This window comes from Nonomuraea soli (assembly GCF_013761175.1).
GTDB lineage: Bacteria > Actinomycetota > Actinomycetes > Streptosporangiales > Streptosporangiaceae > Nonomuraea > Nonomuraea soli.
Window position 1 is genome coordinate 146,569 of record NZ_JACDUR010000001.1, and the last position, 25,950, is coordinate 172,518.

At 71.1% G+C, this 25,950-nt stretch carries 28 protein-coding genes; 14 read left to right on the forward strand and 14 right to left on the reverse strand.

Features of this window, described 5'->3' with window-relative positions:
- The first annotated feature begins 5 nt into the window (after nucleotides 1-5).
- Nucleotides 6-572, forward strand: a complete 567-nt coding sequence (locus tag HNR30_RS00735) for a DinB family protein (protein WP_181607200.1) — start codon at nucleotides 6-8, stop codon at nucleotides 570-572.
- Here HNR30_RS00735 and HNR30_RS00740 read toward each other — a convergent pair.
- Genes HNR30_RS00740 through HNR30_RS00750 form a run of 3 tightly spaced genes read right to left on the reverse strand, consistent with a single transcriptional unit; the run spans nucleotide 569 to nucleotide 2,944 of the window.
- Nucleotides 569-1,297 carry an SDR family oxidoreductase gene (locus HNR30_RS00740; RefSeq protein WP_181607202.1) on the reverse strand — a complete coding sequence of 243 codons (729 nt, stop codon included), beginning with the start codon at nucleotides 1,295-1,297 and terminating at the stop codon, nucleotides 569-571. The genes HNR30_RS00735 and HNR30_RS00740 overlap by 4 nt on opposite strands.
- A complete protein-coding gene (locus HNR30_RS00745) occupies nucleotides 1,294-2,382 on the reverse strand; it encodes an acyl-CoA dehydrogenase family protein (protein WP_181607204.1) in 1,089 nt (362 codons plus the stop codon). The genes HNR30_RS00740 and HNR30_RS00745 overlap by 4 nt, the downstream gene beginning before the upstream one ends.
- Nucleotides 2,369-2,944, reverse strand: coding sequence for a flavin reductase family protein (locus tag HNR30_RS00750; RefSeq protein ID WP_181607206.1), 576 nt, complete (start codon nucleotides 2,942-2,944; stop codon nucleotides 2,369-2,371). Before HNR30_RS00750 ends, HNR30_RS00745 begins: the two co-directional genes overlap by 14 nt.
- A gap of 88 nt (nucleotides 2,945-3,032) precedes the next feature.
- Between HNR30_RS00750 and HNR30_RS00755 the strand changes: the two genes are divergently transcribed.
- Nucleotides 3,033-4,178, forward strand: a complete 1,146-nt coding sequence (locus tag HNR30_RS00755; RefSeq protein ID WP_312894168.1) for a thiolase C-terminal domain-containing protein — start codon at nucleotides 3,033-3,035, stop codon at nucleotides 4,176-4,178.
- Nucleotides 4,175-4,525: a Zn-ribbon domain-containing OB-fold protein gene (locus HNR30_RS00760; RefSeq protein ID WP_181607208.1), complete on the forward strand. Its 351-nt coding sequence runs from the start codon at nucleotides 4,175-4,177 to the stop codon at nucleotides 4,523-4,525. The genes HNR30_RS00755 and HNR30_RS00760 overlap by 4 nt, the downstream gene beginning before the upstream one ends.
- On the opposite strand, the gene HNR30_RS00765 is transcribed toward HNR30_RS00760, so the two are convergent.
- Nucleotides 4,503-4,970, reverse strand: coding sequence for a hypothetical protein (locus tag HNR30_RS00765; RefSeq protein ID WP_181607211.1), 468 nt, complete (start codon nucleotides 4,968-4,970; stop codon nucleotides 4,503-4,505). The genes HNR30_RS00760 and HNR30_RS00765 overlap by 23 nt on opposite strands.
- 155 nt (nucleotides 4,971-5,125) lie before the next feature.
- On the reverse strand, nucleotides 5,126-5,377 hold the full coding sequence (locus HNR30_RS00770) for a hypothetical protein (protein WP_181607213.1): 252 nt from the start codon (nucleotides 5,375-5,377) through the stop codon (nucleotides 5,126-5,128).
- A 237-nt stretch (nucleotides 5,378-5,614) separates the two neighbouring features.
- Here HNR30_RS00770 and HNR30_RS49845 point away from each other — a divergent pair, with 237 nt between their 5' ends.
- The 3 genes from HNR30_RS49845 (at nucleotide 5,615) to HNR30_RS00785 (ending at nucleotide 7,854) form a co-directional block, all read left to right on the forward strand.
- Complete coding sequence (locus HNR30_RS49845; protein WP_312894169.1) at nucleotides 5,615-6,337, forward strand: GntR family transcriptional regulator; 723 nt, start codon at nucleotides 5,615-5,617, stop codon at nucleotides 6,335-6,337.
- Nucleotides 6,338-6,529: 192 nt separating this feature from the next.
- Nucleotides 6,530-7,111 carry a GNAT family N-acetyltransferase gene (locus HNR30_RS00780; RefSeq protein ID WP_181607216.1) on the forward strand — a complete coding sequence of 194 codons (582 nt, stop codon included), beginning with the start codon at nucleotides 6,530-6,532 and terminating at the stop codon, nucleotides 7,109-7,111.
- Nucleotides 7,112-7,173: 62 nt separating this feature from the next.
- Nucleotides 7,174-7,854: a copper homeostasis protein CutC gene (locus HNR30_RS00785; RefSeq protein WP_181607218.1), complete on the forward strand. Its 681-nt coding sequence runs from the start codon at nucleotides 7,174-7,176 to the stop codon at nucleotides 7,852-7,854.
- 4 nt (nucleotides 7,855-7,858) lie between these two features.
- On the opposite strand, the gene HNR30_RS00790 is transcribed toward HNR30_RS00785, so the two are convergent.
- From HNR30_RS00790 to HNR30_RS00800, 3 genes are all read right to left on the reverse strand, one after another.
- The gene (locus HNR30_RS00790; protein ID WP_181607220.1) at nucleotides 7,859-9,526 is read right to left on the reverse strand and encodes a serine/threonine-protein kinase; all 1,668 of its coding nucleotides are present in this window, start codon (nucleotides 9,524-9,526) and stop codon (nucleotides 7,859-7,861) included.
- A gap of 73 nt (nucleotides 9,527-9,599) precedes the next feature.
- A complete protein-coding gene (locus tag HNR30_RS00795; RefSeq protein WP_181607222.1) occupies nucleotides 9,600-10,637 on the reverse strand; it encodes a DUF6986 family protein in 1,038 nt (345 codons plus the stop codon).
- 40 nt (nucleotides 10,638-10,677) lie between these two features.
- On the reverse strand, nucleotides 10,678-11,022 hold the full coding sequence (locus tag HNR30_RS00800; RefSeq protein ID WP_181607224.1) for a winged helix-turn-helix transcriptional regulator: 345 nt from the start codon (nucleotides 11,020-11,022) through the stop codon (nucleotides 10,678-10,680).
- An 80-nt stretch (nucleotides 11,023-11,102) separates the two neighbouring features.
- On the opposite strand from HNR30_RS00800, the gene HNR30_RS00805 reads away from it, so the two are divergent.
- A complete protein-coding gene (locus tag HNR30_RS00805; protein ID WP_181607225.1) occupies nucleotides 11,103-11,684 on the forward strand; it encodes an LUD domain-containing protein in 582 nt (193 codons plus the stop codon).
- Here HNR30_RS00805 and HNR30_RS00810 read toward each other — a convergent pair.
- Nucleotides 11,671-12,963, reverse strand: a complete 1,293-nt coding sequence (locus HNR30_RS00810) for an FAD-dependent oxidoreductase (protein ID WP_181607227.1) — start codon at nucleotides 12,961-12,963, stop codon at nucleotides 11,671-11,673. The genes HNR30_RS00805 and HNR30_RS00810 overlap by 14 nt on opposite strands.
- 11 nt (nucleotides 12,964-12,974) lie before the next feature.
- Complete coding sequence (locus HNR30_RS00815) at nucleotides 12,975-14,024, reverse strand: class I adenylate-forming enzyme family protein (RefSeq protein WP_181607229.1); 1,050 nt, start codon at nucleotides 14,022-14,024, stop codon at nucleotides 12,975-12,977.
- Between the two features lie 121 nt (nucleotides 14,025-14,145).
- On the opposite strand from HNR30_RS00815, the gene HNR30_RS00820 reads away from it, so the two are divergent.
- The 3 genes from HNR30_RS00820 (at nucleotide 14,146) to HNR30_RS00830 (ending at nucleotide 16,763) form a co-directional block, all read left to right on the forward strand.
- The gene (locus HNR30_RS00820; RefSeq protein ID WP_181607231.1) at nucleotides 14,146-14,679 is read left to right on the forward strand and encodes a hypothetical protein; all 534 of its coding nucleotides are present in this window, start codon (nucleotides 14,146-14,148) and stop codon (nucleotides 14,677-14,679) included.
- A gap of 63 nt (nucleotides 14,680-14,742) precedes the next feature.
- Nucleotides 14,743-15,411, forward strand: a complete 669-nt coding sequence (locus tag HNR30_RS00825; protein WP_181607234.1) for a response regulator transcription factor — start codon at nucleotides 14,743-14,745, stop codon at nucleotides 15,409-15,411.
- Nucleotides 15,411-16,763 (forward strand): sensor histidine kinase, encoded by a 1,353-nt coding sequence (locus HNR30_RS00830; RefSeq protein ID WP_181607236.1) that lies wholly within the window; start codon nucleotides 15,411-15,413, stop codon nucleotides 16,761-16,763. The genes HNR30_RS00825 and HNR30_RS00830 overlap by 1 nt, the downstream gene beginning before the upstream one ends.
- Here HNR30_RS00830 and HNR30_RS00835 read toward each other — a convergent pair.
- The 3 genes from HNR30_RS00835 to HNR30_RS00845 are packed head-to-tail and all read right to left on the reverse strand — an operon-like array spanning nucleotide 16,743 to nucleotide 20,349.
- Nucleotides 16,743-18,278 (reverse strand): AMP-binding protein, encoded by a 1,536-nt coding sequence (locus HNR30_RS00835; RefSeq protein ID WP_181607238.1) that lies wholly within the window; start codon nucleotides 18,276-18,278, stop codon nucleotides 16,743-16,745. The genes HNR30_RS00830 and HNR30_RS00835 overlap by 21 nt on opposite strands.
- 20 nt (nucleotides 18,279-18,298) lie before the next feature.
- Entirely contained in the window at nucleotides 18,299-19,294 is a 996-nt protein-coding gene (locus tag HNR30_RS00840; protein WP_181607243.1) for a phenylacetate--CoA ligase family protein, read from the reverse strand.
- Entirely contained in the window at nucleotides 19,291-20,349 is a 1,059-nt protein-coding gene (locus tag HNR30_RS00845; RefSeq protein WP_181607246.1) for an LLM class flavin-dependent oxidoreductase, read from the reverse strand. The genes HNR30_RS00840 and HNR30_RS00845 overlap by 4 nt, the downstream gene beginning before the upstream one ends.
- Nucleotides 20,350-20,496: 147 nt before the next feature.
- Here HNR30_RS00845 and HNR30_RS00850 point away from each other — a divergent pair, with 147 nt between their 5' ends.
- Nucleotides 20,497-20,943 carry a hypothetical protein gene (locus tag HNR30_RS00850; RefSeq protein ID WP_246377059.1) on the forward strand — a complete coding sequence of 149 codons (447 nt, stop codon included), beginning with the start codon at nucleotides 20,497-20,499 and terminating at the stop codon, nucleotides 20,941-20,943.
- A 2-nt stretch (nucleotides 20,944-20,945) separates the two neighbouring features.
- A complete protein-coding gene (locus tag HNR30_RS00855) occupies nucleotides 20,946-22,499 on the forward strand; it encodes a long-chain fatty acid--CoA ligase (RefSeq protein ID WP_181607253.1) in 1,554 nt (517 codons plus the stop codon).
- Here HNR30_RS00855 and HNR30_RS49850 read toward each other — a convergent pair.
- The gene (locus HNR30_RS49850; protein WP_181607255.1) at nucleotides 22,460-23,338 is read right to left on the reverse strand and encodes an acyl-CoA dehydrogenase family protein; all 879 of its coding nucleotides are present in this window, start codon (nucleotides 23,336-23,338) and stop codon (nucleotides 22,460-22,462) included. The two genes, HNR30_RS00855 and HNR30_RS49850, sit on opposite strands and share 40 nt — an antisense overlap.
- A gap of 126 nt (nucleotides 23,339-23,464) precedes the next feature.
- Between HNR30_RS49850 and HNR30_RS00865 the strand changes: the two genes are divergently transcribed.
- Entirely contained in the window at nucleotides 23,465-24,097 is a 633-nt protein-coding gene (locus HNR30_RS00865; RefSeq protein WP_181607258.1) for a hypothetical protein, read from the forward strand.
- 57 nt (nucleotides 24,098-24,154) lie between these two features.
- Nucleotides 24,155-25,906, forward strand: a complete 1,752-nt coding sequence (locus tag HNR30_RS00870) for a proline--tRNA ligase (RefSeq protein ID WP_181607261.1) — start codon at nucleotides 24,155-24,157, stop codon at nucleotides 25,904-25,906.
- Nucleotides 25,907-25,950 lie beyond the last annotated feature (44 nt).

The following is a 25,950-nucleotide window of genomic DNA, read 5'->3' on the forward strand; positions in this document are numbered from 1 at the left end:
CGGCCATGAAGGAAGAGCTTGTCACCTACCTCCAGAGCGCCCGTGAGGCGATGGTCTGGAAGCTCCAGGGCCTGCCGGAGTATGACGTGCGCCGCCCCATGACCCCCACGGGCACGAACCTGCTGGGCCTGGTCAAGCATCTGGCCGCCGTCGAGCTGGAGTATTTCGGCCTGGTCTTCGGCCGCCCGTCCGGCGTCGTGCTGCCGTGGTTCGCCGACGACGCCGAGCCCAATGCCGACATGTGGGCCACGGCGCAGGAGTCACGCGAGGAGATCGTGGCTCTGTACCGCACCGCCTGGGAGAAGGCCGCCGCCACTTTCGAGGCTCTTGAGCTCGACTCGCCCGGCGAGGTTCCGTGGTGGCCCGCCGAACGTCGGAAGGTGACGCTCCACCGGATCCTGGTCCACATGATCGCCGAGACGAACCGGCACGCCGGGCATGCCGACATCCTGCGTGAGACCATCGACGGCGCGGCCGGGATGCGCGAGGGCAACGACAACATGGGCGCCCAGGGCCCCGAGTGGTACGCCGCCCACCGCGAGCGCCTGGAGGAGATCGCCGCAGGCGCCTAAGGGTGCTGGCTCGACACCGAGATCACCTCGCCGGTCATGTAGCCCGAGTAGTCGCTCGCCAGGAAGACGATCACGTTGGCCACCTCCCACGGCTCGGCGGCCCGGCCGAAGGCCTCCTGCGCGGCCAGTTGCCGGAGCAGCTCGGGCGAGGTGACCTTCTCCAGGAACGCGTGCATGGCCAGCGAGGGCGCGACGGCGTTGACCCGGATGCCGTGCGGAGCAGCCTCTAGCGCCACGCACCTGGTCAGCGCCATCACGCCGGCCTTGGCCGCGGCGTAGTGCGACTGCCCGCGCTGCGCCCGCCAGCCGATCACCGAGGCGTTGTTGACGATCACCCCCTGCCCGCGGGGGATCATGCGGCGCAGGGCGGCCCTGGTGCAGCGCATGGTGCCGGTGAGCGTCACGTCGAGCACGGTGTCCCATTCGCGGTCGGTCATCTCCGCCAGCTCCGCCGTACCCCCGAGTCCCGCGTTGTTGACCAGCACGTCGAGCGGGCCGCAGGCCTCGAACATGGCCTGGACCTGCTCCTCGTCGGTCACGTCGCAGGGGATCGCCAGGGCGCCGAGCTCGGCGGCGGCCTCCTTCAGCCGCCGCTCGTGGCGGTCGGAGACGATCACCCGCGCACCCTCCTCGGCGCAGCGCCGCGCGGTCGCGAACCCGATCCCGGCCCCGGCCGCCGCCGTGACCAGAACGGTCTTGCCGTCCAGCAGGCCATGACTGTTCATTTCGGCAGCCCCAGGACTCGTTCGGCGATGAGGTTGCGCTGGATCTCGCTCGATCCCGCGTAGATGGTGTCGGCGCGGCTGAACAGGTACAGCCGCTGCAGTTCGGTCAGCTCGCCGCCCGGCGCGACCAGCCCGCCGAGCCCTTGGACGGCCTGGGCCAGCTCGCCGAGCCTCCTGTGCCACTCCGACCAGTACAGCTTGGCCGTGGCCAGGTGCGGGTCTCGGTGGCGCATGATCTGCAGCTCGATCCACGACTGGGTGAGCCGGTCGAGCAGGATCGGGTCGCGCAGTTCCCCGGCGGCCGCGACCACCTTGGCGAACTCGCGCTGGAAGCCGATCTGCTGGGCGAGCGTCGAGACGCCGCGCTCGTAGCCGAGCGTCGCCATCGCCACCTTCCAGCCCTCGCCCGGCTCGCCCAGGATGTCGCCGGCGGCCGCCCTGGCGCCGTCGAAGAAGACCTCGTTGAACTCGCCGGTCCCGGTCAGCTGGACGATTGGGCGCACCTCGACGCCCGGCTGGTCCATCGGGACGAGCAGGTACGACAGGCCGCGGTGCCGGGCCGAGCCGGGTTCCGTACGGCACAGCACGAAGATCCAGTCGGCGACGTGGGCGAGCGAGGTCCACACCTTCTGCCCGGTGAGCACCCACTCGCCGCCCCGGAGCACCGCCTTGGTCTGCACGTTGGCCAGGTCGGATCCGGCATCGGGCTCGGAGTAGCCCTGGCACCACAGCTCCTCGCCGCGCTGGATCGGGGGCAGGAACCTGCGCTTGTGCTCCTCGGTGCCGAAGTCGAGGATCGTCGGGCCGATGAGGTTCTCGCCGATGTGGCCGACCCTGGCGGGGGCGTCGGCCCTGGCGTACTCCTCGTGGAAGGCGATCTGCTCCTCGACAGAGGCCGCGCGCCCGCCGTACTCCCGCGGCCAGCCGAGGCACGTCCAGCCGGCCTGGCCGAGGTGGCGTTCCCACGCCTGCCGTACCTCGAAGCCCTCGTGCTCGCGTCCTGGGCCGCCCAGGCCGCGCGCGTGCGCGAACGGGCCGTTCAGCGCCTCGCCGAGCCAGGCGCGCGCCTGCTCACGGAGCGTCACGGAAGGCCCCGTAGCCTCCGCGGAAGAACACCAGCGGACCGCCCTCGGCGTGCGTGTCGAGCTGCAGCACGCGGGCCACGACGATCACGTGGTCGCCCGCCGGGTGCTCGGCCTCGATGGAGCAGTCGATCCAGGCGAGCGCGCCGTCGAGCACCGGGCTGCCGCCCGGCGAGTCGCTCCAGCCCAGGCCGGCGAACTTGTCGCCGCCCCTGGAGGCCAGTTGCAGGCAGATACGCTGCTGGTCCTCGGCCAGGACGTTGACCGTCAGGGTCTTGGCGCTGCGCAGGCGCGGCCAGCTCGTGCTGGTGTGCGCGACGCAGAAGGCGACCAGCGGCGGATCCAGGGAGACCGAGGTGAAGGAATTGGCGGCCAGGCCGCAGGGATCCCCTGAGGTGGGGTCCAGGGCCGTGATCGCGACCACACCGGTGGCGAACCTGCCCAGCACCGTGCGGAAACGCTGACCGTCGAGCTGGTTCCCGTTATGGGGGTGCATGGCGGCTCCGTTGCGTGGGTGACCGTTGCACTCCTCGGGCGCGAGCAGCCGTGCCGCGTGAGTGCTCATGGTCGCCTCCTTCAGCCGTATCATACCAAGCGCTTGCTTGGACGGTAGGTGGCTTGCTCGGAAAGTGTCAAGCGCTTAGGTTGAGGGTGTGGCCAAGCGCTTGCTTGCTTTTTCTGATCGTACGGCCCTCGCGGGCATCGGATACACCGACTTCTCCAAGAACTCCGGCGTCAGCACCCTGACCCTCGCCTGCCGCGCCATCCTCGCCGCCCTCGACGACGCCGGGCTCGGCGTCGACGACGTCGACGGGATCGCCACCCACCGGGTCGGCGACTCCGTGCCGCCCTCCACCGTCGGGCCCGCGCTCGGCATGGGCGCCCCCACCTGGTACCTGGACCAGTTCGGAGGCGGGAGCGTCTCGCACTCGGTCGTCGGGCAGGCCGCCCTGGCCGTCGCCGCCGGACTGGCCGAGACCGTCGTCTGCTACCGGGCCATCAACGCACGCTCGGAGTTCCGCATGGGCACCGCCGCCTCACCCGGCATGGAGGCGCAGTACCAGGTGCCCTACGGGCTGGCCCAGCCGCTGCAGCACTTCGCCATGGCCGCCAGGATGCACATGATCCGCTACGGCACCACCGCCGAGCACCTGGGCCGGATCGCGGTGCGGCAGCGGGCCCACGCGGTCAAGAACCCGCGCGCGCTCATGCGGGTGCCGATCACCCTCGACGACTACCTGGCCAGCCGGTGGATCGCCGAGCCGTTCCGGCTGCTCGACTGCTGCCTGGAAACCGACGGCGCCTGCGCCGTGGTCGTCACCTCGGCCGAGCGGGCCCGTTCGCTCCGCCGTACGCCGGTCCTGATCTCGGCGGCCGCCTGGGGCGGCGGCGACTCGTTCCTGTCCGGCGCCTCACCCGCCGACCCGACCGTCACCGCCGCCGCCGAACTCGCCCCCCGCCTGTACGGCCAGGCGGGACTCGGGCCCTCGGACATCTCGGTGGCGATGTTGTACGACTGCTTCACCTACTCGGTGCTCGTGCAGCTGGAGGACTACGGATTCTGCGCCAAGGGCGAAGGCGGCGACTACCTGGAGGAGTCGCTGCCGTTCAACACCCACGGCGGATTCCTGTCCGAGGGGTACGTGCACGGGCTCAACCATGTCGCCGAGGCCGTCTCCCAGCTGCGGTGGGAGGCGGGCGACCGGCAGGTGCCCGGGGCGTCGGCCGCGCTGTCGACCTCGCAGCCGGGCTACGTCCTGCCGGCCACCTCGGCGCTCATCCTGCGGAGGGACTCGTGACCGATCGGGATTCCGCGGCGTGGTGGGAACGGGTGGCGGAAGGGCGGCTGGAGGTGCAGGAGTGCTCACGCTGCGGCACGCTGCGTTTCCCCGCGCGGGCCTTCTGCCCGCGATGCCGCGCGGAGGACTGGCGATGGCGCGCGGTCGAGCCGGTCGCCGAGGTGGACAGCTGGATCGTCGAGCGGCGCACGACGCCGCCGACCACGATCGTCCGGGTGCGGCTGGCGCGGGCACCGCACGTCGTCATGTACGGCAACTGGCGGGCGGAGCGGGAGCCGTCGCCGGGGGAGCGGGTCGGGGCGGTCTTCGAGGACGGGCCCAAGGTCAACTGGGTTCCTCGGCCCTGAAACGCTCGTGGGCGGCCTGTTTGGTGATGCCCATGGCGGAGCCGACCTGGGCCCAGGAGGCGCCGCCGGTGCGGGCGGCGGCGACGGCCTGGTCGAGCAGGGTGCGCTGCCAGCTCTCGACGTGCGACAGCAGGGTCAGGGCGGCCAGCGGGCGCTCCTGGGTGAGGTTGACGATCTGCTCGCACAGCAGGTCGGACTTGACCACCAGCCAGCCGGGCGGCGCCGCCGCGGCCAGGGGCATCACGTGGCGGTACCACTGCAGCTCCGCGTCCTTCGCGCCCTCGGGCGTGGCCGGTGATCGCCGACGGCTGGTCCAGCCGCACGAGCAGGTCGCCTGGTAGCCGACGAAGTCGCGGGTGAACAGCTCGGCGGAGCGCGCGAGCGAGCCGTCGGGCAGGACAGGTGTGGTGTGGCCCTCGTGATCCGGGACGTCGGGGAACCTCATGGGGCGTCAAGCTACCTTGACGATCCGATTGCCGTCAAGGTTGCCTGACGGCTTGAGGGACGGAAAACGCGTCCTGGCGGGCGTGGGGGACCCGCCAGGACGCGCCTCCTTCCCCGTACGTGATCGTGACCAGGACTCCGGCGAGGGTTGGAGTCCTAGCCCGAGTGCTCACGCACGGAGCCGGTGGGGGAGTGTTCCTCCTCGAGGTGCTGCCCGTGCCGGTAGCGCTCGGCGATGAGTTGCGCCGCGCCGACCGGATCGTCGATGGGATGCGTGATCGTCGCGCCCTCCTCGGTCCACACGAACGACCCGTCCTTGCACCACACGGTCAACTCGGTGAGCACCGACAACACGGACATGCCGTTGGCGTTGCTCTGGTAGGTGTGGGTGAACCCCTGGCGATGCAACGCGTAACGCAGTAAACGTGTTGCCTCGCGGGGGTCATGCCAGGGCAGATACGACGTGGCCGAGAGCACCGGGCTCACCCCCTCGAAGGACTCCGCCTTTGATGGATTTGTACCAACGAATGGATGATGCGGCTGTCAAGGGCGTCCGGTCAAGGGGTTCTGGCCTGCTAGAACCAGATCGTCTAAATTGTTGGAACAAAAGGGGTGAAAGTGGCAGCGTCCCCGCTTTATCGCCAGGTGGCCTCGATCTTGCGGCAGGCCATCTACTCAGGCGTCTACAAGCCCGGTGACGTTTTGCCCACAGAGGCGGAGCTTCAGGACAAGTACGGCATCAGCCGGAACACCGCTCGAAACGCCTTGATCATGTTGCTGAACGAGGGTCTCATCACCCGGACCCCGCGCATCGGTTCCGTCGTCCGCGAGCGCCGCGCGCTGCTCATCCATCCGCAGCGCGAGCTCGAGCCCCAGCCGGAGGGAGAGATCAGGGAGGCGTTCGCCACGGCGGTGCGGACCGAGGGGCGCGAGTTCAGCCAGGACATCATGATCGAGACCGTCGGCGCGGACGACGAGATCGCCGGCCGGCTGGAGCTCGGCGACGGAGAGTTCGCGATCGTACGGCGGCGCCTGCGTTACGTGGACGGCCAGCCGTACAACATCAACGACTCCTACTATCCGCGCAAGATCGTCCAGCTCTCGGAGATCGCGGAGCCCGGCGACATCAGAAGAGGCGCCAACCGGGTCCTGCAGGAGCTCGGGCACAGGCAGGTACGCGTCGTGGACGACATCATGGGCAGGATGCCCACGCAGCGGGAGGCCGAGCTCCTCCAGCTGGACGCCGGCACGTGCGTCCTGGTGTTCGTCCGCGTCGGGTACGACGCGAGCGACACGCCGGTCCGTGTCGCGGTGTCGGTGTTTCCCGCCGACAAGCACTTGATCAGATACGAGCTCGACCTCGACTGAGCGAGCTCGCTTGGGGGTGATCTCGCCGACCGGCGCCCCGCGAGCCTTTTCGGACTTGCCGCGCCGGTGATGGGAGTAGTGCATACTCCCGAAAATTCGATTTATCCAGAAATATCCGGATATGTGCAGCGCGCCATCACTCGAACACAGTCCGTGTTCACGCGCACACCCACCGCAACGAAGGGATGTCCGATGCACTCGAAGACCCTCCTTGCTCCACTGACCCTCCGGCGAGCGGAGCCCGGTGACCTCTCAGGTGTCCTCACCCTCCTCGCAGACACCGCCGAATGGCTGCATTCCCAGGGGGTGCGGCAATGGCCGCGCGGCGGGTTCGGCCCGGAGCGCATCGAGCCGCTGATCGCCGAGGGCACGCTCTACGTGCTGGAGTCCGGGCTGTTCGACCCCGTGGCCAGCATCGCGCTCGACACGCATGCCGACCGCGAGTTCTGGACCCCGGCCGACCGCCCGGCCGACGCGCTCTACGTGCACAAGCTGGCCGTCTCCCGCGGCTGGTCGGGAAGCGGCCTGGGCGACGCCCTGCTGGACTGGGCCGGCGGCTGCGTGGGGGACGCCGGGCTGCGCTGGCTGCGGCTTGACTGTGCCAAGGACAACGCGCGGCTGCAGGACTACTATCGGCGACGCGGGTTCACTCACCTGCGGACGGTGGATCTCCCCCACCGGGCCTCGGGGGCACTCTTCCAGCGTGCCGCCGCTCGCCACGACGACCACGAGCTCTTCCGGGATCTGACCACGTCCGAGCTGGTCAGCGCCTGAGGCTCCAGAAAATGCCCCCTTCCCGCCCGGAAGGGGGCAGATCAGGCGATAGCCTTTGCCCGATGACTGGTTCACTGCTTGAGGTGATCGCGCTCGACGTGCGCGACGCCGTGGCCGCCGAGCGCGGCGGTGCCGACCGCCTGGAGGTCGTCGCCGACATGTCCGCCGACGGGCTCACCCCCGCCCCGGAGACCGTCGCGGCCATCTCCGGCGAGTGCGCGCTGCCGCAGATGGTCATGATCCGTGCCACGGCGGGCTTCACCGCCGACGCCGAGACGCTCGACGGCCTGCGCCGGGCGATCAAGGAACTGTCGGCCGCCGGTGCGGCGGGGTTCGTCTTCGGCTTCCACGACGCCGCCGGCATGGTCGACCTGGCCGCCACGGAGGCGATGATCCACGCGGCGTCGCCGCTGCCGTGGACCTTCCACCGCGCCGTCGACCACGCGGCGGACATGCACGCCGCCTGGCGGGCCGTCCGCCTCCTGCCCAACCTCGCCACCGTCCTCACCTCGGGAGCCCCCTCGGGGGTGGCCGACGGGCTGCCGGTGCTCAAGGCCCGCGCGGAGGCGGGGGACGCTTCGCTGATCCTCGCGGGCGGAGGCCTGAAGCCCGAGCACGTGCCGGAACTGCTGTCGTACGGCGTGCGGGCCTTCCACGTGGGGAGCGCGGTGCGCGGCTCATGGCGCGAGCCGGTCGACCCGGCGCTCGTGGGCAAGTGGCGTCAGCTGGTGGATCGCGACTGAGGAGTTACTGCCCGTCCTGGTAGACCATGGGGCCCGACTCCAGGAAGGCCGCGCGGGAGGCGTCCTTGAGCCACGTGGTCGCGCTGGAGGCCCGGGTGAGGTTCGTGTAGACGGCCAGGGTACGGATCACGTAGCGGCCACGCTGCCCGGTCCACGAGTACAGCTGGACGTCCCACCAGTTCGACGTGTAGCAGATGCCCGACGATCCAGGACCCTCCTGCGGGCACCGGATGCCCCAGTCCTGCACGTAGACGTTCTTGAGCCTGGAGTACGCGGTGCGGGCTCTGGCCGCGTCCTTGAGCGGGACGACCCAGACGGTCACCATGATGCGGCCCTTCGGCGCGCCCGAGCCGATGTAGGCGCCCACGGCCATGTCGCCGCAGCGTGCCTTGCGCAGGGCGGACTTGACCCGCTCGTCGGGCCACGGGCTCGGGCAGTCCTCGACTCCCGCGGCCTCACGGCTGAAGCGCACCCCTTGAGGGCTCTTGAAGGACACCGGGAGCAGGGCGTCGGCGGTGATCGGGGTCGGGTCCGTGCTCTCCTTGTCGAGGTCGGCGGGGTTGAAGGGATCCTCGGTCGGTTGCTCGGTCGGTTCCTCGTCCGGCTCCTCCGAAGCGCTCGGCGACGGCGTCGGTTCGGAGGAGGCAGCGGAAGAGGTGGAGGGCTGGGACGTGGCCGCCGGGTCGCTTGACAGCGCTCCCTGGACGGCGTTCCTGACCACGGCTCGTACACCCACGACGACCAGGACCAGCGCCACCGCCCCTGCGCCGACGGCCAGGCCGATCTTCTTCGACCGTCCGCCGCCGCCGGCCGGAGGCGGGGGAGGTTCGCCCCACCCGGGAGGCGGCCCCGGCGGCGTCTGCGGGTGCGGCCGGAGGGTGAGCCGCTCGGACTCCGGCATGCCCGCCGTGGGGTGCGCGGCGGGCGGCTCGTCGCCGGTCAGGCGGCGCAACAGGGCGGCGGCGCTCGGCCGGGCCGCCGGGTCCTTGGCCAGGCAGGCCGTCAGGGCCGGGCGCAGTTGCCGGGGTACGGCCGACAGGTCGGGTTCGCGGGTGAGGATGGCGTGCATGATGACCGGAAAGGTGTCGCCGCGGAAGGCCTGCTGCCCGGTGGCCGCGTAGACCATGGAGGACGCCCAGCTGAACAGGTCGGCCGCCGGGGTGATCGGCGCTCCGCCGAACTGCTCCGGCGCCATGTAGACGGGCGTGCCCATCACGCTGTGCGTGGCGGTCTGGTCGGTGACCCTGGCGATCCCGAAGTCGATCACCACGGGTCCTTCCGGCCCCATGATCACGTTGTGCGGCTTGAAGTCGCGGTGGATGATCCCGGCTCGATGGATGGCCGCCAGCGCGGTGAGCGTGGCCACCGCGAGCCGTTCCAGCCCGCTGCCGGAGCGCGGGCCCTCGGTTCTCACCAGCCGGTCGAGCGAAGGCCCAGGGATGTGCTCGCTGACGATGTACGGCTGGTCGCCCACCAGGCCCGTGTCCAGGACCCGCGCGGTGCAGAACGGGGCGACCTGGCGTGCCGCCTCGGCCTCGCGCAGGAAGCGGCGGCGTGCGTTCTCGTCCGCTGCGGCTCCGGCGTGGAGCACCTTGATCGCGACCTGCTCAGGGGACGATCCACGGCCCAGGTAGACCGTTCCCTGGCCGCCCCGCCCCAGGACCGCGGTCACCCGGTAGGGCCCGATCTGTCGTAAATCTTGCGGCGTGAGCGCATGCACAAGATCTCACCCTAACCCCCTGGGGCTAGCGGGACCCGAGTGCGCTGTCCGCCCGCCGAAGGGCGGCGGCCAGGGTCTTGATGGTCGCCGGCTCGTCCATGACGCCCGCCACCTGGCTCTGCGCCTCCCAGGCGTCCACCCGCTCCCGGTAGGAGGAGTAGGTCGTCAGGTGGAAGGCGTACACGGTGGCGAAGCGGCTGACCAGGTGCGAAGGATGCATGTCCCAGCCCTGGTAGAAGCCGTTCGACAGCGAGTGGCGTACCAGCCGCGCGTGCCGTACCCACAAGGCGTGCACGTCCGATGCCGCGTCCGATGCGGGGGAGGCGGCCAGGGAGCCGTCCGACAGTTCCACGGAGGTGGTGGAGAAGGCGGTCTGCATGAGGTTGCGCGCGTGGTCGCAGGCGGGGTGGTCGAGGCGCTGCTCGTGCGGCGGCAGGCCGAGCGAGGCGGTGTAGTCGAACACGCCGAAGTGCGCCGCGGCCAGGCGCGGATCGAGGCCGGGGCGCAGGAACGGCAGGGTGCGCGGGTCCTCCACCTGGAGCTCGAAGGTCAGCTCCGAGCCAAGGGAGCCCAGCAGCGACGAGAAACGCGGGACGTACGACTCTTCGAGGACCTTCGGGAAGGTCACCGTGAATCCGGGCGGCAGGGACTCGAAGGACTCCAGGAACAGGCGCAGCGTGCGCTCCGAGCGCTCCTCGTCGTCGGCGAAGGACTTGACGCGCAGGCCCCAGCGCCGGGGCAGCGCTCCGGCGTCGTGCAGTGCCTGGACGGCGGCCACAGCGGCGGCGACGTGGCCGTCCTCCTGGCCGGGGCGGTTGCCGTAGCCGTCCTCGAAGTCGATGCGCACGTCCTCGATGGGCTCGTCGGTGAGCTTGGCGACGACCCTGGGGTGGACGTCACGGGCCAGGTCGAGCGGGACGTCGAAGACGGAGGCGAGCTCGTCGGCGGAGGGCAGGTGCTTGTGCAGCAGGTCCAGGGCCTCCTGGCCCCAGGTGGTCACGGTCGCGGCGGTGAAACGGTCCGCCGGAACGTAGACCGTGTGGATGGGCTGCCACCCTGACATGAGATTCCTCCAGAAACGTCCCCGAATCTGGCTGAGTGTCTCACACGGCGTGCTGTGTACGTTCGGCGAACCGCTGCCGGGCCAGCTCGATCTCCGAGGTATGCGACTCGCCCCAGTTCATCACCGTCCATGCGGATTCCAGCAGCGAGCGGCCCAGCTGCGTCAGCTCGTAGTCGACGCGGGGCGGGACGGTCGGGTGCACGGTCCGTTCCAGCAGGCCGTCCTCCTCCAGGGCGCGCAGGGTGGCGGTGAGCATGCGCTTGCTGATCGCGGGCAGGGCGCGGCGCAGCTCCATGAAACGGCGGGTGCCCGGCGACAGCTCGTGCATGACGGCCACGCTCCACTTGTCGCCCAGCCGGTCGAGCGTCTCCTTGGCGATGCACATGAGCTGGTTCCCTCCGTGTGACCGGGGCAGAAAAAAGTGCCGTCTGCCACTCCAGGGTAAACCTACTCACAATCAAGGGCATGACGACTTTCGCAGAGCCCGCCGACGCTGAGCAGCTTGAGCGGGCGACCCAGGGACTGACCGACCGTGGCTTCGCCGTACAGGTCGTGGACACCGCGGAGGAGGCCAGGAAACTGGTCGCCGACCTGGTGCCGAGGGACAAGGGCGTGTTCACCGCGGTGAGCGAGACGCTCAGGCTGGCGGGCATCAGCGCCGACCTCGACGAGTCGGGCGACTACCGGTCCGTCCGCGCCGAGCAGGGTGAGCGGGCGGTCGCGGCCACGCCCGACTACATCGTGGGCAGCGTGCACGCCGTGACCGAGGCGGGCCAGGTGGTGGTGGCCTCGGCCAGCGGCAGCCAGCTCGGGCCGTACGCCTCGGGGGCGGGCAGGGTCATCTGGGTGGTCGGCTCCCAGAAGATCGTGAAGGACCTCGACACCGGGCTGCGGCGCACCTGGGAGCACACGCTGAAGCTGGAGTCGGAGCGCATCGAGCGGCTGTACGGCCAGCCGTCGTTCATCGCCAAGCTGCTCATCGTGGAGCGTGAGCACGACCCGGAGCGGGTGACCGTGGTGCTGGTGCGCGAGGCTATCGGTTTCTGATCGCCGCGTTCATGGCGTCGAGGCCGACCAGCTTGACGCGCTCGCCGCGGTCCAGCGACCTGGCGAGCGCGGCCTCCGCGGCCTCGATGTCCAGCCAGTCGTCGTAGACGACGGGCCGTACGCCCTTGGACGCGAGCAGCGTGTCGAGGTCGGTCGTCCGTCCCGAGGGGGCGTCGGCCAGCAGGGTGCGCACGGTCTCCGCGGCGTCGGACTTGTTGGTGCCGATCACCCCGGTCGGCCCGCGCTTGAGCCATCCGGCGACGTATTCGCGCTCGCGCACCCGCCCGGCGACGTGGGGCACGGTCATGGTGTCGGTGGAGAACGGCACGCCGGGCAGCGGCACGCTCTGGTAGCCGACCGAGCGCAGCACCATGCCCACGGGAAGCGTTTCGTACTCTCCCGTGCCGACCACGCGCCCGTCGACCAGGTGGGTGCGCTCCAGCCGGAGCGCCTCCACGCGGTCGGTGCCGAGGATCTCGACGGGCCGCAGCCAGAAGCGCACGTCCAGGCGCCGGGGACGGCCCACGGGGGCGCGGGCGGCCCACGACTGCAGCACGTCGATGTTGCCGCGCACCTGGCGGGGGAAGTCGCCGCCGAGCACGACGGCCTCCTCGGGCCGCACGCACACGTCGGCGTTGGCCACCTCGCCCAGCTCGCGCAGTTCCTTCAGGGTGAACTTGGCGTGCTCGGGCCCCCGGCGGCCGATCATGTGGATCGCCTTGACCTGCGATGACTCCAGGCGCTCCAGCACGTCGTGCGGGATGTCGGTGCCACGCAGGTCGTCGTGGGTCTTGGCCAGGATACGGACCACGTCGACCGCGACGTTGCCCACGCCGATCACGGCCACTTCCGGGCTGTCGAGGGTGAAACGGTCGGGGGAGACGTCGGGGTGCCCGCAGTACCAGTTGACGAAGTCGGTGGCGGCCACGCTGCCCGGCAGGTCCTCGCCGGGGATGCCCATGCGCCGGTCGACCATCGCCCCCGTGCAGTAGACGACCGCGTCGTAGCAGGTCAGCAGCTCCTCGACGGAGAGGTCCGCGCCGAGCGTGATGCCGCCGACGAAGCGCACCTGGGGGAGTTCGAGCACCTTGCGCAGGTAGTTGGCGATGGACTTGATCGAGGTGTGGTCGGGGGCGACCCCGTACCTGACCAGCCCGTACGGTGTGGGCAGGCGTTCCAGGACGTCGACCTGGACATCAGGGGGTGCCAGCTTGACGAGGGCTTCGGCGGTGTAGATCCCGGCAGGTCCCGATCCGACGACTGCGACGGTCAGCGCCACCTGCGGCCTCCTTACGCTCCGACATGGGGGTCTGCCAGGGTCAACCGGCCAGTGCCGTCGATATATCCCCGGTCTCCGGTGCGCACGAACCCGTCACGGGCGAAGACCCTGACATTCCGGGCGGTCTCCACATATCCGCTCATGACGGCTCGTGATCGCAAAAGTACCGCCCCCACCTCGCCCCGGGCCAGGATTCGGCCGTTCGGATCCCGGATCGAGACGTCCACGCCCGCCCGAGGCCGCCCCACGGTGCGCTCGGCGTCGTCGGGCGGATCGTCGGGCCGGGTGCCCAGGCCGAGACCCGCCTCGGTGCACAGGTAGCGGTTGCACACCGGCACGCCGTACCGCTCGCGCAGCTTCCTGATCAGGCCGGGCCCGGCCGGCGCCCCGCTCGACAACACCAGCCGCACCTCGGGCAGTCGCGCGCCGGTCTCCATGACCTGGGCGAGCTGACGCGGGCTGCCCTGCAGTACCGGCAGGCGGTGGTCGCGCACCAGCCGGGCCGCCGCCTCGGGATCCCAGCGCGGCAGCAGGTGGCTGGTACGCCCGGTCTGCAGGAACACCGGCAGGCGGGTGGCGAAGGCCAGGTGGTCGAGGCGGGTGAAGACCATGCGGGCGTCGCCGGTGCCCCAGCGGGTGCCGGCGCCGTGCGCCCTGATCGCCTCCAGCTGCTTGTCGCCGAAGACGACGCCACAGCGATGCCGCGAGGTGTACACGACCACGACCGGCCGTTCGGGGCCCGGCGGGAAGGGCGGGGGCGGCGCCTCGCGACGGCCCAGCCGCTCCAGCGTGGACAGCACGATGGCGGGATCGGGATGCCCGGCGCCCGCCGTGACGGCGCCGATCTTGGCCGCGGCCACGTAGGCCAGCACCCAGTCGGGCCCTTCCGGCAGCGCCAGGGCGACCACGTCGCCGATGCGCACGCCGCGATGCGCCAGGCCCGCGGCCAGGCGGTCGGACAGCGTGTCGAGATCGGCGAACGAAAGGCACGAGGAACCGGAGACGACCGCCGCGCGCGCCCCGAACCGGCGTGCGGCCTCCCCGGCCAGCAGACGCAGCATGAGCGCTCCGGGAGGACGGGGGCGCCCTGTCTATACCCGCCCTGAACAGCAATAACCGTTCTCAGCGATTTCCCAGGCTTCTCCTCGGCCGATCCCAAGCCCGACCGCTTGGCTGGTCGCCATGAAGAAGACCCTCACTCTCGGCCTGGTGGCCGCCGCGTTGGTCACGACGGGCCTGGCCACCTCGTCGAGCGCCGCCACCGTCTCGCCGGCCGCGGCCGTGCGGCTCGACCCGGCGCCCCTTCCCGAGGGCGTCACCACGATCACCGACCAGATCCTCGACGCGGACCGCACCCTGCGCGGCCCCGGCCTGCGCAGCCGCTACAACCTGTGGGTCGTAGGCATCCACGGCACGGCCACGGTGCGCGACAAGGACTCGAAGTTCATCAACTACACCTGGCAGCGCGGCACCCTGACCGCCAAGACCGCCACCACGGTGACGGTCACCAGCAAGGACGGCGTCGTCCAGACCTGGGCGCTGCACGCGTCGACCCGCTTCCGGCGGGCGGCCAAGCCGGCCGATCTGACCAAGCTGGTCGTCGGCGACGGTGTCTTCGCGATCGGCGTGCCCGGGGCCGCCGGGCCGACGGCCGCGGCCGTGTTCGTGCCGAAGAACCGCGCCGTGCTGGAGGCTCCGGCGGTTCCTGGAAGCTGACAGCGGCCCGTGGCGGAGGCTCCGGTCTTCGCCACGGGCACCTTTACCCCAGAATGGGGCGCTATGACGGAAAAGGCCATCCTGGTCGTCGAAGACGAGCCGCACCTGCGCGACATCGTCGAGCTCGCCCTGCGCTTCCACGGTTTCCGCGTGACAGGCGTCGCCTCGGGCGAGGAGGCGCTGGCCGCGGTGGAACGCTCACAGCCCGACCTGATCGTGCTCGACGTCATGCTGCCGGGCATCGACGGCTTCGAGGTCTGCCGCCGCCTGGCCGAGCGCCACATCCCCGTCATCTTCCTGACCGCGCGCGACACCACCGCGGACACCGTGCACGGGCTGACGCTCGGCGGCGACGACTACGTGACCAAGCCCTTCTCCGTGGAGGCGCTGGTGGCGCGGGTCAGGGCCGTGCTGCGCCGTATCGAGCGGGCCTCGGGCGGCGGGGTGCTGCGCGTGGCGGACCTGGAACTCGACGAGGCCCGCTGGGAGGTACGGCGGGGCGGCAAGCCGGTGGAGCTGTCGCCCACCGAGTTCCGGCTGCTGGCCTTCCTCATGGCCCACCCCGGCCGCGTGCTCACCAAGCGCCAGCTGCTGGAGCACGTGTGGGGGTACGGCGGGCAGTCACAGGTGGTCGAGACCTACATCTCCTACCTGCGGCGCAAGCTCGACCCGCTCGGCGAGCCGCTGATCCACACCCAGCGCGGGGTGGGTTACGCCATCAGGCATCCGTGATGTCGCTGCGCGCCCGCCTGCTCGCCGGCCTGCTCGCGGTCAGCACGATCCTGCTGCTCACCCTCGGCACCGTCAGCGTGGTGGTGCTGCGCGACCATCTCGTCCAGCGGCTGGAGAGCCAGCTCGACACGGCCGCCAGGACCACCGCCGTGCGCGTCTTCGCCGCCCCGGGCGGGCAGCTCGACCGCATGCTGACCGGCTCCACCTACGCCGCGGTGAGCTTCAACGCCGGCACCGGCAAGGCCAGGCTCATCAACGGCGACGCCCCGGCCAGCGCCAGCGTGCCGGGACTGGTCGAGCGGCTCGGCCGCAACCTGGTGCGCCAGCACGCGGAGGCGGGACGGATCTTCATCCTCGACAACGGCATGCGGGCCAGGGCGGTCGCCCAGAACCGCCAGCCCAACCGGGTGATCGTGCTCGCCGTGCCGATGGACGCCGTCGAGGCGCCGGTGCGCCGGCTGATCCTGGCCGAGCTGCTCACCGGGGTCGGCCTGATCCTGCTGCTGCTCGCCGTGGGGCGCCTGCTCATCGTCGGCGGGCTCGCGCCGCTGTCGCGCATGGCGGCCACCGCCCATCACATGGCCGCGGGCGGCGACCTGTCGCTGCGCATGCAGGCTGGACCCTCCGAGGCGGGCCGGCTGGCCGGGGCGGTCAACGTATTGCTCGACCGCATCGCGGAGATGTTCCGCGACCGCTGGGCCTCGGAGGACCGCGTGCGCCGCTTCGCCGCCGACGCCTCGCACGAGCTGCGCACGCCGCTGTCGACCATCCGCGGGTACGCCGAGCTGTACCGGACCGGGGCGATCCCTCCCGCCGAGCTGCCCAAGATCATGGGCAGGATCGAGGACGAGGCCACCAGGATGGGCGACCTCGTCGGCCAGCTGCTGGAGCTGGCCCGCCTGGACCGGGGGGCGGAGCTGCAGCTCGACGAGACCGACCTGTCCGCCGTCGTGCGCGAGATCGCCGCCGACTGCTCCGCCGTCGCGCCCGCCTTCCCGATCATCGCCGACGTGCCCGACACGCTGAGCGCGGTGGTCGACGAGCCGCGCTTCCGCCAGGTCGTGGTCAACCTGCTGGCCAACGTCCGCGCCCACACCCCGGCCGGGACCTCGGCCGTCGTCCGGCTGTCGCGGCGCGAGCACGGAGGCGTGCTGCTCGTGGTCGAGGACGCGGGTCCCGGCGTCAAGGACCCGGACAAGGCCTTCGACCGTTTCCACAAGGGCTCGCCCGACGGCACCGGGCTGGGACTGGCGATCGTCAAGGCGATCACCGAGGCCCACGGCGGCCGCTGCTGGATCACCTCGGGCGGCGGGACCGCCGTCCACGTCGAGCTACCCGCGCTCGCCGGCTGACGACGCGCGCAGGGCGAGCTTGTCGATCTTCCCGTTGGCGTTGACGGGCAGCGAATCCACCACGAAGACCCGCCTGGGCACCTTGTACGACGACATGTTCTCCTTGGCCCACGCCACCAGCGTGCCCGCCTCGACCTCGACGCCCGGCCTCGGCACCACGAACGCCCACCCGCACTCCCCGGCGCGATCGTCGGGCATGCCGACCACCGCCGCCTGGGCGAGCGATCCCTCGCGCAGCAGCAGCGACTCCACCTCGGCGGGGGAGACGTTGAAGCCGTTGACGATGAACAGCTCCTTCTTGCGGTCGACGATGGCGACGTTGCCGGCCGGGTCGAGGTAGCCGATGTCGCCGGTGTGCAGCCACCCGTCGCCGTCGATCGCCTCGGCCGTGCGGGCGGGGTCGTCCCAGTAGCCGCGCATGACGCCGTAGCCTCGCTGGAGGATCTCGCCGCGCTCGCCGTCGGCGACCTGCTTGCCGTCGTCGTCGACGATCCTGACCTCGATCCCGGGTACGGGCCTGCCGGTGGTGGCGGCGATGACCTCGACGGGGTCCCCGGCCCTGGTCATGGAGACGACGGTGCCCTCCATCAGGCCGTAGGCGTTGATCATGCGCTCGACGCCGATCTCGTCCAGCACCCGCCGCACCAGCGCGGGCGGTACGGCGGCGGCGCCGCAGATGGCCACCCGCAGGGAGGAGAAGTCGCGCGGAGCCTGCTCGAGCTCGGTCAGGAGCCGGGAGAAGAAGGCCGGCGCACCCGCCAGGACGGTGACCTTCCCGGACTCGATGAGGTCGATCACCGTCTCCGGCGTGAACGCCGGCACCGGGATCATCGTCGCCAGCCGCAACACGCAGGCGAGCAGCCCGGCGTTGAGCCCGAACCCGTGGGCGAAGGGCGCGATCACCGGATACCGGTCGCCCTGGCGCAGGGTGACGATCTCGGCCCAGTCCCAGTAGCCGCGCAGCACCTGCGCGTGGTCGAGCATCACGCCCTTCGGCGTGCCCGTGGTGCCCGACGTGGACATGATCTCGCACAGGTCATGCGGCTGTACGGCCAGCGCGCGGGCGAGGGCGTCGTGGAGCGGCGTGTCGTGGGCGGCGGCCAGCAGCTCGTCGCGGGTGAGCGTGCCGCCCGGCCCGATCGTGTGGCGCAGGCCGCTCATGGGCGGCAGGAGCCCGGCCAGGCCCTCGGAGCCGACGAGCACCACCTCGGTGCCGGTCTTGGCCAGCAGAGCCTCGGCCTCGATCCCCTTGTAGCGGGCGGACAGCGGGACGATCACGGCGCCCGCGCACCAGACGCCGAACGCGTACTCCACCCAGGTGGCGTCGTTGACTCCCCACACGGCGACGCGGTCGCCCTGCCGTACGCCCAGGGACATCAGCCCCCTGGCCACCCGGGTGGCCCGGTCGGCGAGCTCCCGCACGGTGACGGCGCCCAGGACGGGCACGTCCGGGTGGTGGCCGGCCTGGTGGTGCAGCATGCGGGGGATGGTCCCCCAGTCGGGTAAGGGTTCCATCGCGCCTCCCGTGGGAGCCTTCAGGTCAGCAACGCGCGGTCGCGGCCCAGGTGCTGGCCGCGCTGGTCGGTGACGATCCCGGGGGTACGGCTCTCGCCCACCTCCGGGGAGATCTCGACGGCGATCTTGACCGGGGTGAGCCCGTGGAGCGCCTGCTCGATGCGCGACTTCCACATGGGGTTGCCCACCAGGCTCTGCCTGGCGAAGCGGATCGTCAACACGGCGGCGTCGAGGGTGCCCTGGCGGCTGACGGTCAGCTCCCAGCCGGCCACGCCGTCGATCTTCGACATGGCCTTGTCGAGGCGGGCGAGCGAGACCCACACGCCCCTGATGAGCAGGTGGTCGCCGACCGTGTGCAGGGAGCCGCGCATGACGTAGCCGGTGCGCAGGACCGTGTCGTCGCCGGCCACCACGATCTCGCCGCTGTCGGCGAACTCGTCCTTGCCCAGGCGGGCCTTGCGGAGCGCGGGAGCGAAGTCGGACTCCTGAGAGGAGCGCCAGGCCATCGCCGCTCCGGAGAAGGGGTTGGCCAGCACCTCGGTCACGGTCGCGTCGAACTCGCCGGCCAGGTGGGTCAGCGTGTGGGGCGAGGCGATCTCGCCCGTCACGATCACCTGGCGCAGGCCCAGGTCGAGCGGGTCGAGGAGGAACTCCAGATGGAGCCTGGCCAGGAAGTCCATCGCCCCGGTCGGGGTGGCGACGAGCGTCGTGGCCCGCACCGAGGACAGCAGGTGGTGCAGGCGCATGCGGCCGCGCGGCCCCGCGGTGGCGGCGGCCGCGGCGACCTCCGCGGAGGCGGAGGCCCACAACGAACCGGCCGGCTCCGCCAGGGCGACGACCACGCGGTCGCGCTCGCCGACCCCGGCGGCGCGCAGGGCGTCGGCGGTGGTGGCGACGTCGTGGGGGGTGAGCGGCACGGCACTGGAGGCGTCGGGCGACAGCTGCAGCAGGCCGGAGGCGGTGGCGGCGGACGAGGCCAGGTCGTCGCGGGTGAGCCAGCGAGCGGGGTGGTTCACTTCATCACCTCGGTCATGAAGCGGGTCATCGACTCGCACACGTGCTCGTGCGCGAGTCCGCCCACCTGGGCCTGGAGGATGAGGTCGGTGGCGCCCGCCTCGGCGATGCGGGCGACGGCCTTGCGCGAGCCCTCGGCGTCGTCGACCACGACCATGAGGTGCTCGCGCAGCGTGGCCATGGCCTCGCCGGGCGGCATGCCCGCGGCGAGCTGGCCCAGCACCCGGTGGGTGGCGTGCCTGGCGTCGTAGTAGTCGGGCGGGGTGACGAGGTTGACCTGGCGGCGGATGTACCACAGCACCGGGTCGGCGGCGATCTGCGCGGCCTCGTCGCGGGTGGCGCCGACGAACCAGGGGATCATCAGCGCGACGCGCCGGCTGTCGGGGTCGAAGCCGTTGCGCTCCAGCTCCGCTCGGTACTTGGCGATGTCCTCCGCCACGTCGTCGATGCCCTTGAGCATGGTCATGCCGAGCAGGTGGTAGCCGTGCTTGGCGGCGGCCAGGTAGCCCTCCAGCGAGGTGGAGGCCGTCCAGACCGGGGGATGCGGCCGCTGGGCGGGGCGCGGGTAGACGGCCACGTCGGGGATCTCGAAGAACTCGTTGGAGCGGGAGATCGGCTCGCCGTCGGCCTCCCAGATGGCCAGGACGGCCTCCAGGGAGTCCTCCCAGATCTGGCGCGACTTCTCGAAGGGCCGCTGGAAGGCCTGGTACTCCAGGGGTGAGGCGCCTCGTCCCGTACCGAACTCCACCCGGCCGCCGCTGAGCACGTCGAGGGTGGCGATGCGCTCCGCCGTGCGGATGGGTGACTGAAAGGGGAGCAGGACGACGCCGAGGCCCAGGTGGATGCGCTCGGTGCGCTGGGAGATCGCGGCGAGCACCAGGTCGGGCGCCGAGGAGTGGGAGAAGCCGCGGGTGAAGTGGTGCTCGACGAACCACGCGGTGTCGTAGCCGAGCCGGTCGCCCAGGACGACCTGGTCCATCACGTTCCGGAAAGCCTGCTGTTCGACCTCGCGAGTGCGCCCCCGCACCTCCAGCTCGTAGCCCAGGCTGATCCGCATTCGCCCCTCCAAGAACTCTTAACCAAGCGCTCGCTTGGGAAGCGTATCAGCCCCCGCCCTTGCGGGGAAGTAAACGGGAGACCAGAGTGAATGATCGTGAAGCGAAAGCACGGGCTGAGACGGCGGAAAGATGGGACCCTCCCTTCCATGAGGGGATTCCGCCGCGAGCGGCCTGTCGTGGATGAGCAGGCCTTGGCGAGTGCGCGTAGGTATGAGGCTTTCGGCCGGGTGATGGCCGCGTTGGCGACGGAGGCGGAGTTCATCGAGTCCTGCCGCGACCTGACCTGGTGGCGGGGCTCCGACCACAGCTGGCACCTGGAGTGGCGCGACGGTCCTTACGCCGCCGAGGTGGCCGAGCTGCTGGTCGAGCAGGTGTGCGACGCGAACGGAAGCCTGGTCGCCCCGGCGGGTCCCGGCAACCAGGCGACCGCCGTGCTCGACGTCATGGGGGTGCGCCTGGAGCTGCGCGCCGTCGATCCGCTCGGCCGCGAGCGCATGCAGGCACGCGGCGCCTTCTGGCGCCTCACCGAGGCGCTCGACACCTCCCGGCCCACCAACGCCCGCCGCCCATGGGAGGAACTTCTCGGAGGTTGATCATGCGCAGCACCATGCAGGACGTCCCCCTCACCGTTTCCCGCATCCTGCGCCACGGAGCCGCCGCCCACGGCGGCTCCAAGGTCGTCTCCTGGACCGGCGACGGCCCGCGCGAACGCAGCTTCGCCGAGGTCGCCGCACGGGCCGGGCAACTGGCCACCGCCCTGCGCGACGAACTGGGCGTCGACGGCGACCAGCGGGTGGCCACGCTCATGTGGAACACCGCCGAGCACCTCGAGGCCTACCTGGCGGTGCCCTCCATGGGCGCGGTGCTCCACACGCTCAACCTGCGCCTGCCCCAGCAGCAGCTCGCCTACATCATCCGGCACGCCGACGACAGCGTCGTGATCGCCGACGCCTCGCTCGTGCCCCTGCTGCCCGAGGTCAAGCGGCTGATCGTGGTGCCCGACGACTACGAGGAGCTGATCGCCGGGCGCGACCCCGACTTCGCGTGGCCCGAGCTCGACGAGCGCGAGGCCGCGGCCATGTGTTACACCTCCGGCACCACCGGCGACCCGAAGGGCGTCGCCTACAGCCACCGCTCGATCTACCTGCACTCCATGCAGGTCAACATGATCGACGTGCTGGGCTCCACGCCCGCCGACACCACGCTGCCGGTCGTGCCCATGTTCCACGTCAACGCCTGGGGCATCCCGCACGCGGCGTTCATGGGCGGGGTCAACCTGCTGATGCCGGGCCCGCACGTCCAGCCCCCCGCGCTGGCCGAGATGATCGAGACCGTACGGCCCACGCACGCGGCAGGGGTGCCGACCGTCTGGCAGGGACTGCTGCAGGAACTGCGCTCCAGGCCGCGCGACGTCTCCAGCCTCCAGGCGGTCGTCGTCGGCGGCTCGGCCTGCCCGCCCGCCCTGATGCGCTCCTACGACGAGGAGCTGGGCGTCAGGATCGTCCACGCGTGGGGCATGACGGAGATGTCGCCCCTCGGCTCGGTGGCCGTCGCGCCGCCCGCCGCCGAGGACGAGTGGTCCTACCGCGTCACCCAGGGACGGTTCCAGCCGGGTGTGGAGGCGCGGTTGTGCGGGCCCGGCGGCACGGTCCTGCCCTGGGACGGGCTCGCCGTGGGCGAGCTGGAGGTGCGCGGGCCGTGCGTCACCGCCTCCTACTACGCCGCCGACGCGCCGGAGAAGTTCAGCACCGACGGCTGGCTGCGCACCGGCGACGTCGGCACGATCACCTCCGACGGGTATCTCACCCTGACCGACCGGGTGAAGGACGTCATCAAGTCGGGCGGCGAGTGGATCTCCTCGGTGGAGCTGGAGAACCACCTGATGGCGCACCCGGGCATCCTGGAGGCCGCGGTCGTGGCGGTGCCCGACGACAAGTGGGGCGAGCGCCCGCTGGCCGTCGTCGTGCCGGAGGGCGAAGCCGACTTCCACGCGCTGCGCGACTTCCTCGGCGAGCGGGTGGCCCGCTGGCAGCTGCCGGAACGCTGGACGGTGGTGGAGTCGGTGCCCAAGACGTCGGTGGGCAAGTTCGACAAGAAGCTGATCCGCGCTCAGTACGCCGGAGGGGAGCTCGACGTCACGAGCCTGTGAAGGCGGGCGCGGTGCGCCTGCGGCGGCCCGAACAGCTGGGCGTCGGACGTGGCCCGCTTGAAGAAGCGGTGCGCGTCGTGCTCCCAGGTGATGCCGATGCCGCCGTGGATCTGGATGTTCTCGCCCGCCGCCGACAGGTAGGCCTCGCCGCAGTAGGAGCCGGCCACGGCCGCGGGCACGGCGCCCGCCACAGCCGCGGCCACGGCCGCCTCCGCGGACTCCACGAGCATCAGCAGGTCGGCCAGCTTGTGCTTGATCGCCTGGAACGAGCCGATCGGGCGGCCGAACTGCTCGCGGGTCTTCGCGTAGGCCACGGCGCTCTCCAGGCACCGCCGCGCCCCGCCCGCCTGCTCGGCTGCCAGCGCGATGACACCCAGGTCGCGCACACGCTCCGGGTCTCCCGCCGGCCCCAGCGGCCTGGCCTCGTCGATGTCGAAGCGGGCGAGCGGGCGGCTGGGATCCATCGTGTCGTACGGCATGCGCCGGAAGGCCGTCGCCTCCACCAGCCACTCGCCCCGGTAGGCGAAGACCCGCTCCCCGTCGAGCGCGTGGTCGCCCCCGTCGAAGAGCACGGTGGCGCTCGACGTCCCGGCCGCCAGGCTCGTGAGCGTCTCCGCGTCGCCCGCCTGCTTGACGGCCTCGACGGCCAGGAAAGTCTGCAGGAACGGCAAGGGGGACAGGGCCCGGCCGAGCTCGGCCGAGACGACGGCGAGCTCCTCCAGGCCGCAGCCCGCTCCGCCGTACTGCTCGGGGACGGTCAGGCCGGCGGCACCGAGCTCGCCGGCGAAGGCCGGCCACGCCGGGCCGGTCGCGAGGAAGGAACGGACGATGTCGCGCACCCGCCTATATTAACCAAGCGTTTGCTCAACTAGCCCTGCCTTGACTGAGTTTTACTTCCCCTGTAATGCGGCATATCGTGACGTATGGCCACTTTTGTCAGGGGGACGAAGAGGCCGGACAGAACTATGGATGACATACAGGTCGATTACGCCCACTATGCCGAGTACGACAGACGTCAGCGAGGCATCCAGCGTCACCTGCTGATCACCTTCTTCGGGGGAGTGGTGCTCGGCCTCGTCGGCATGGTCCTGCCCGCGTCACTCGCCGACGTCTACGACCCGTACGCCGCCATCGCTCTCGCCGTCGCGGTGGGAATGACCGCGAGCGGCTTCGGCTGGGCGCTGCTCACCTCGTTCCTGACCGCGGCCTCCGGCGTCGTGTCCACCATGGGACTCGGCACCCTGCTCGGGACGGCCGACTTCAACACCACCGCGGGCGGCGCGATCGGCCTCAACGTACTCCTCGTCCTGCTCGTCGCCGTCGGCCTGCTGGCCTACGTGACGCGCAGGAACGACCGATGGGGCGACCTCGCGGCCGGAGGCATCAGCGCCCTCGTCCTCACCGACGTCATCGACCGCAGCACCGCGGGCTTCGTCGACTTCGAGCCCGGCTTCTGGCCCTGGCCCGGCGTACTGCTGGCCCTGCTGGCCGTCGGCTCGGTCTTCCTCACCCGCAAGAGCCTGCCCGCGGCCCTGCGCGCCCTGGCGGTCGCCGCGACCATCACCGGCGGCTTCATGGTGGTCTTGGCACTCCTTTGATGTCCAGGACTCGATAGCCTGTACTTTCACACCTTCAGGCCCGACCGAGGAGTTCTCGTGCTGCTGCGCATGTCGTCGTTGTTTCTTCGCACCCTGCGGGACGACCCGGCAGACGCGGAAGTCCCGAGCCACAAGCTCCTGGTCCGCGCCGGCTACGTCCGCCGCGTCGCCCCCGGCATCTACTCCTGGCTGCCCCTGGGCAAGATCGTCATGGAGAACGTCGCCGCCGTCGTGCGCGACGAGATGAACAAGATGGGCGCCCAGGAAGTGCTCTTCCCCGCGCTGCTGCCCCGCGAATACTACGAGGCCACCGGCCGCTGGACCGAGTACGGCGACACCCTCTTCCGCCTCAAGGACCGCAAGGGCGGCGACTACCTCCTCGGACCCACCCACGAGGAGCTCTTCACCGACATGGTGAAGGGGGAGTACTCCAGCTACAAGGACTTCCCCGTCACGCTCTACCAGATCCAGACCAAGTACCGCGACGAGGCGCGTCCCCGCGCCGGCATCCTGCGCGGGCGCGAGTTCGTGATGAAGGACTCCTACTCCTTCGACCTCGACGACGACGGCCTCAAGCGCTCCTACGAGCAGCACCGCGAGGCCTACATCAAGACCTTCGACCGGCTGGGCATCCGCTACAAGATCTGCTTCGCCACCTCGGGCGCGATGGGCGGCTCGGCCTCGGAGGAGTTCCTGGCCCCCACCCCCACCGGCGAAGACACCTTCGTGGCCTGCCACAGCTGCGGCTACGCCGCCAACGCCGAGGCCTACACCACGACCCCGCCCGCCTCCGTCACCGGCGAGCACCCGGCGCTGGAGGTGCTCGACACCCCCGGCACCCCGACCATCGAGTCGCTCGTGGCGTGCATGAACTCCGACCACGGCATGGCGATCACCGGCGCCGACACGCTGAAGAACGTCGTCGTCAAGGTCACCACCCCCGGCTCGACCAAGTCCGAGATCCTGGTCATCGGCGTCCCCGGCGACCGCGAGGTCGACTTCAAGCGCCTCGAGGCCTCCCTGGCCCCCGGCGAACCGGCCATCTTCGAGGAGGCCGACTTCGCCAAGAACCCCGGCCTGGTGCGCGGCTACATCGGCCCGCAGGTGCTCAAGGACCTCGGCATCCGCTACCTCGTCGACCCCCGCGTCGTCTCCGGCACCTCCTGGGTCACCGGCGCCAACGAGCCCGGCAAGCACGCCCGCAACGTCGTGGCCGGACGAGACTTCACCCCCGACGGCACCGTCGAGGCCGCCGAGGTGCGCCCCGGCGACCCGTGCCCCCGCTGCGGCTCCGAGGTCTCCCTCGACCGCGGCATCGAGATCGGCCACATCTTCCAGCTCGGCCGCAAGTACGCCGACGCCGCCAAGCTCGACGCCCTCGGCCCCGACGGCAAGCCCATCCGCATCACCATGGGCTCCTACGGCGTCGGCGTCTCCCGCGCCGTCGCCGTCATCGCCGAGCAGTGGCACGACGAGCTCGGCCTCGTCTGGCCGCGCGAGATCTCGCCCGCCGACGTGCACATCGTCGGCACCGGCAAGGAGAACCAGGTCGAGAAGGCCCTGGAGATCGCCGCGGCGCTGGAGGCCCGCGGGGTGCGCGTCCTGGTCGACGACCGGCCGAGCGTCTCGCCCGGCGTGAAGTTCAAGGACTCCGAGCTGCTGGGCGTGCCCACGGTCCTGGTCGTCGGCCGCGGCCTGTCCCAGGGCCTCGCCGAGCTCCGCGACCGGGCCAGCGGCGAGAAGCAGGAGATCCCGATCGACGAGGCCGTGGAGCGCATCGCCGCGCTCGTGGAGGGCCCGGCCGCCTGACACGGCGCGGCGCCCCTTAGTGCGGCGCCGCGCCCTTTGGTACG

Coding starts and splice junctions, on each gene's coding strand:
- HNR30_RS00740 (WP_181607202.1), bottom strand. CDS start 1,297: ATGAACAGTCATGGCCTGCTGGACGGCAAGACCGTTCTGGTCACGGCG.
- HNR30_RS00850 (WP_246377059.1), top strand. CDS start 20,497: ATGAGGGGATTCCGCCGCGAGCGGCCTGTCGTGGATGAGCAGGCCTTG.
- HNR30_RS00855 (WP_181607253.1), top strand. CDS start 20,946: ATGCGCAGCACCATGCAGGACGTCCCCCTCACCGTTTCCCGCATCCTG.
- HNR30_RS00820 (WP_181607231.1), top strand. CDS start 14,146: ATGAAGAAGACCCTCACTCTCGGCCTGGTGGCCGCCGCGTTGGTCACG.
- HNR30_RS00800 (WP_181607224.1), bottom strand. CDS start 11,022: ATGTGCATCGCCAAGGAGACGCTCGACCGGCTGGGCGACAAGTGGAGC.
- HNR30_RS00835 (WP_181607238.1), bottom strand. CDS start 18,278: ATGGAACCCTTACCCGACTGGGGGACCATCCCCCGCATGCTGCACCAC.
- HNR30_RS00795 (WP_181607222.1), bottom strand. CDS start 10,637: ATGTCAGGGTGGCAGCCCATCCACACGGTCTACGTTCCGGCGGACCGT.
- HNR30_RS00785 (WP_181607218.1), top strand. CDS start 7,174: ATGACTGGTTCACTGCTTGAGGTGATCGCGCTCGACGTGCGCGACGCC.
- HNR30_RS00825 (WP_181607234.1), top strand. CDS start 14,743: ATGACGGAAAAGGCCATCCTGGTCGTCGAAGACGAGCCGCACCTGCGC.
- HNR30_RS00805 (WP_181607225.1), top strand. CDS start 11,103: ATGACGACTTTCGCAGAGCCCGCCGACGCTGAGCAGCTTGAGCGGGCG.
- HNR30_RS00765 (WP_181607211.1), bottom strand. CDS start 4,970: ATGAGGTTCCCCGACGTCCCGGATCACGAGGGCCACACCACACCTGTC.
- HNR30_RS00845 (WP_181607246.1), bottom strand. CDS start 20,349: ATGCGGATCAGCCTGGGCTACGAGCTGGAGGTGCGGGGGCGCACTCGC.
- HNR30_RS00735 (WP_181607200.1), top strand. CDS start 6: ATGAAGGAAGAGCTTGTCACCTACCTCCAGAGCGCCCGTGAGGCGATG.
- HNR30_RS00865 (WP_181607258.1), top strand. CDS start 23,465: ATGGATGACATACAGGTCGATTACGCCCACTATGCCGAGTACGACAGA.
- HNR30_RS00780 (WP_181607216.1), top strand. CDS start 6,530: ATGCACTCGAAGACCCTCCTTGCTCCACTGACCCTCCGGCGAGCGGAG.
- HNR30_RS00830 (WP_181607236.1), top strand. CDS start 15,411: ATGTCGCTGCGCGCCCGCCTGCTCGCCGGCCTGCTCGCGGTCAGCACG.
- HNR30_RS00815 (WP_181607229.1), bottom strand. CDS start 14,024: ATGCTGCGTCTGCTGGCCGGGGAGGCCGCACGCCGGTTCGGGGCGCGC.
- HNR30_RS00750 (WP_181607206.1), bottom strand. CDS start 2,944: ATGAGCACTCACGCGGCACGGCTGCTCGCGCCCGAGGAGTGCAACGGT.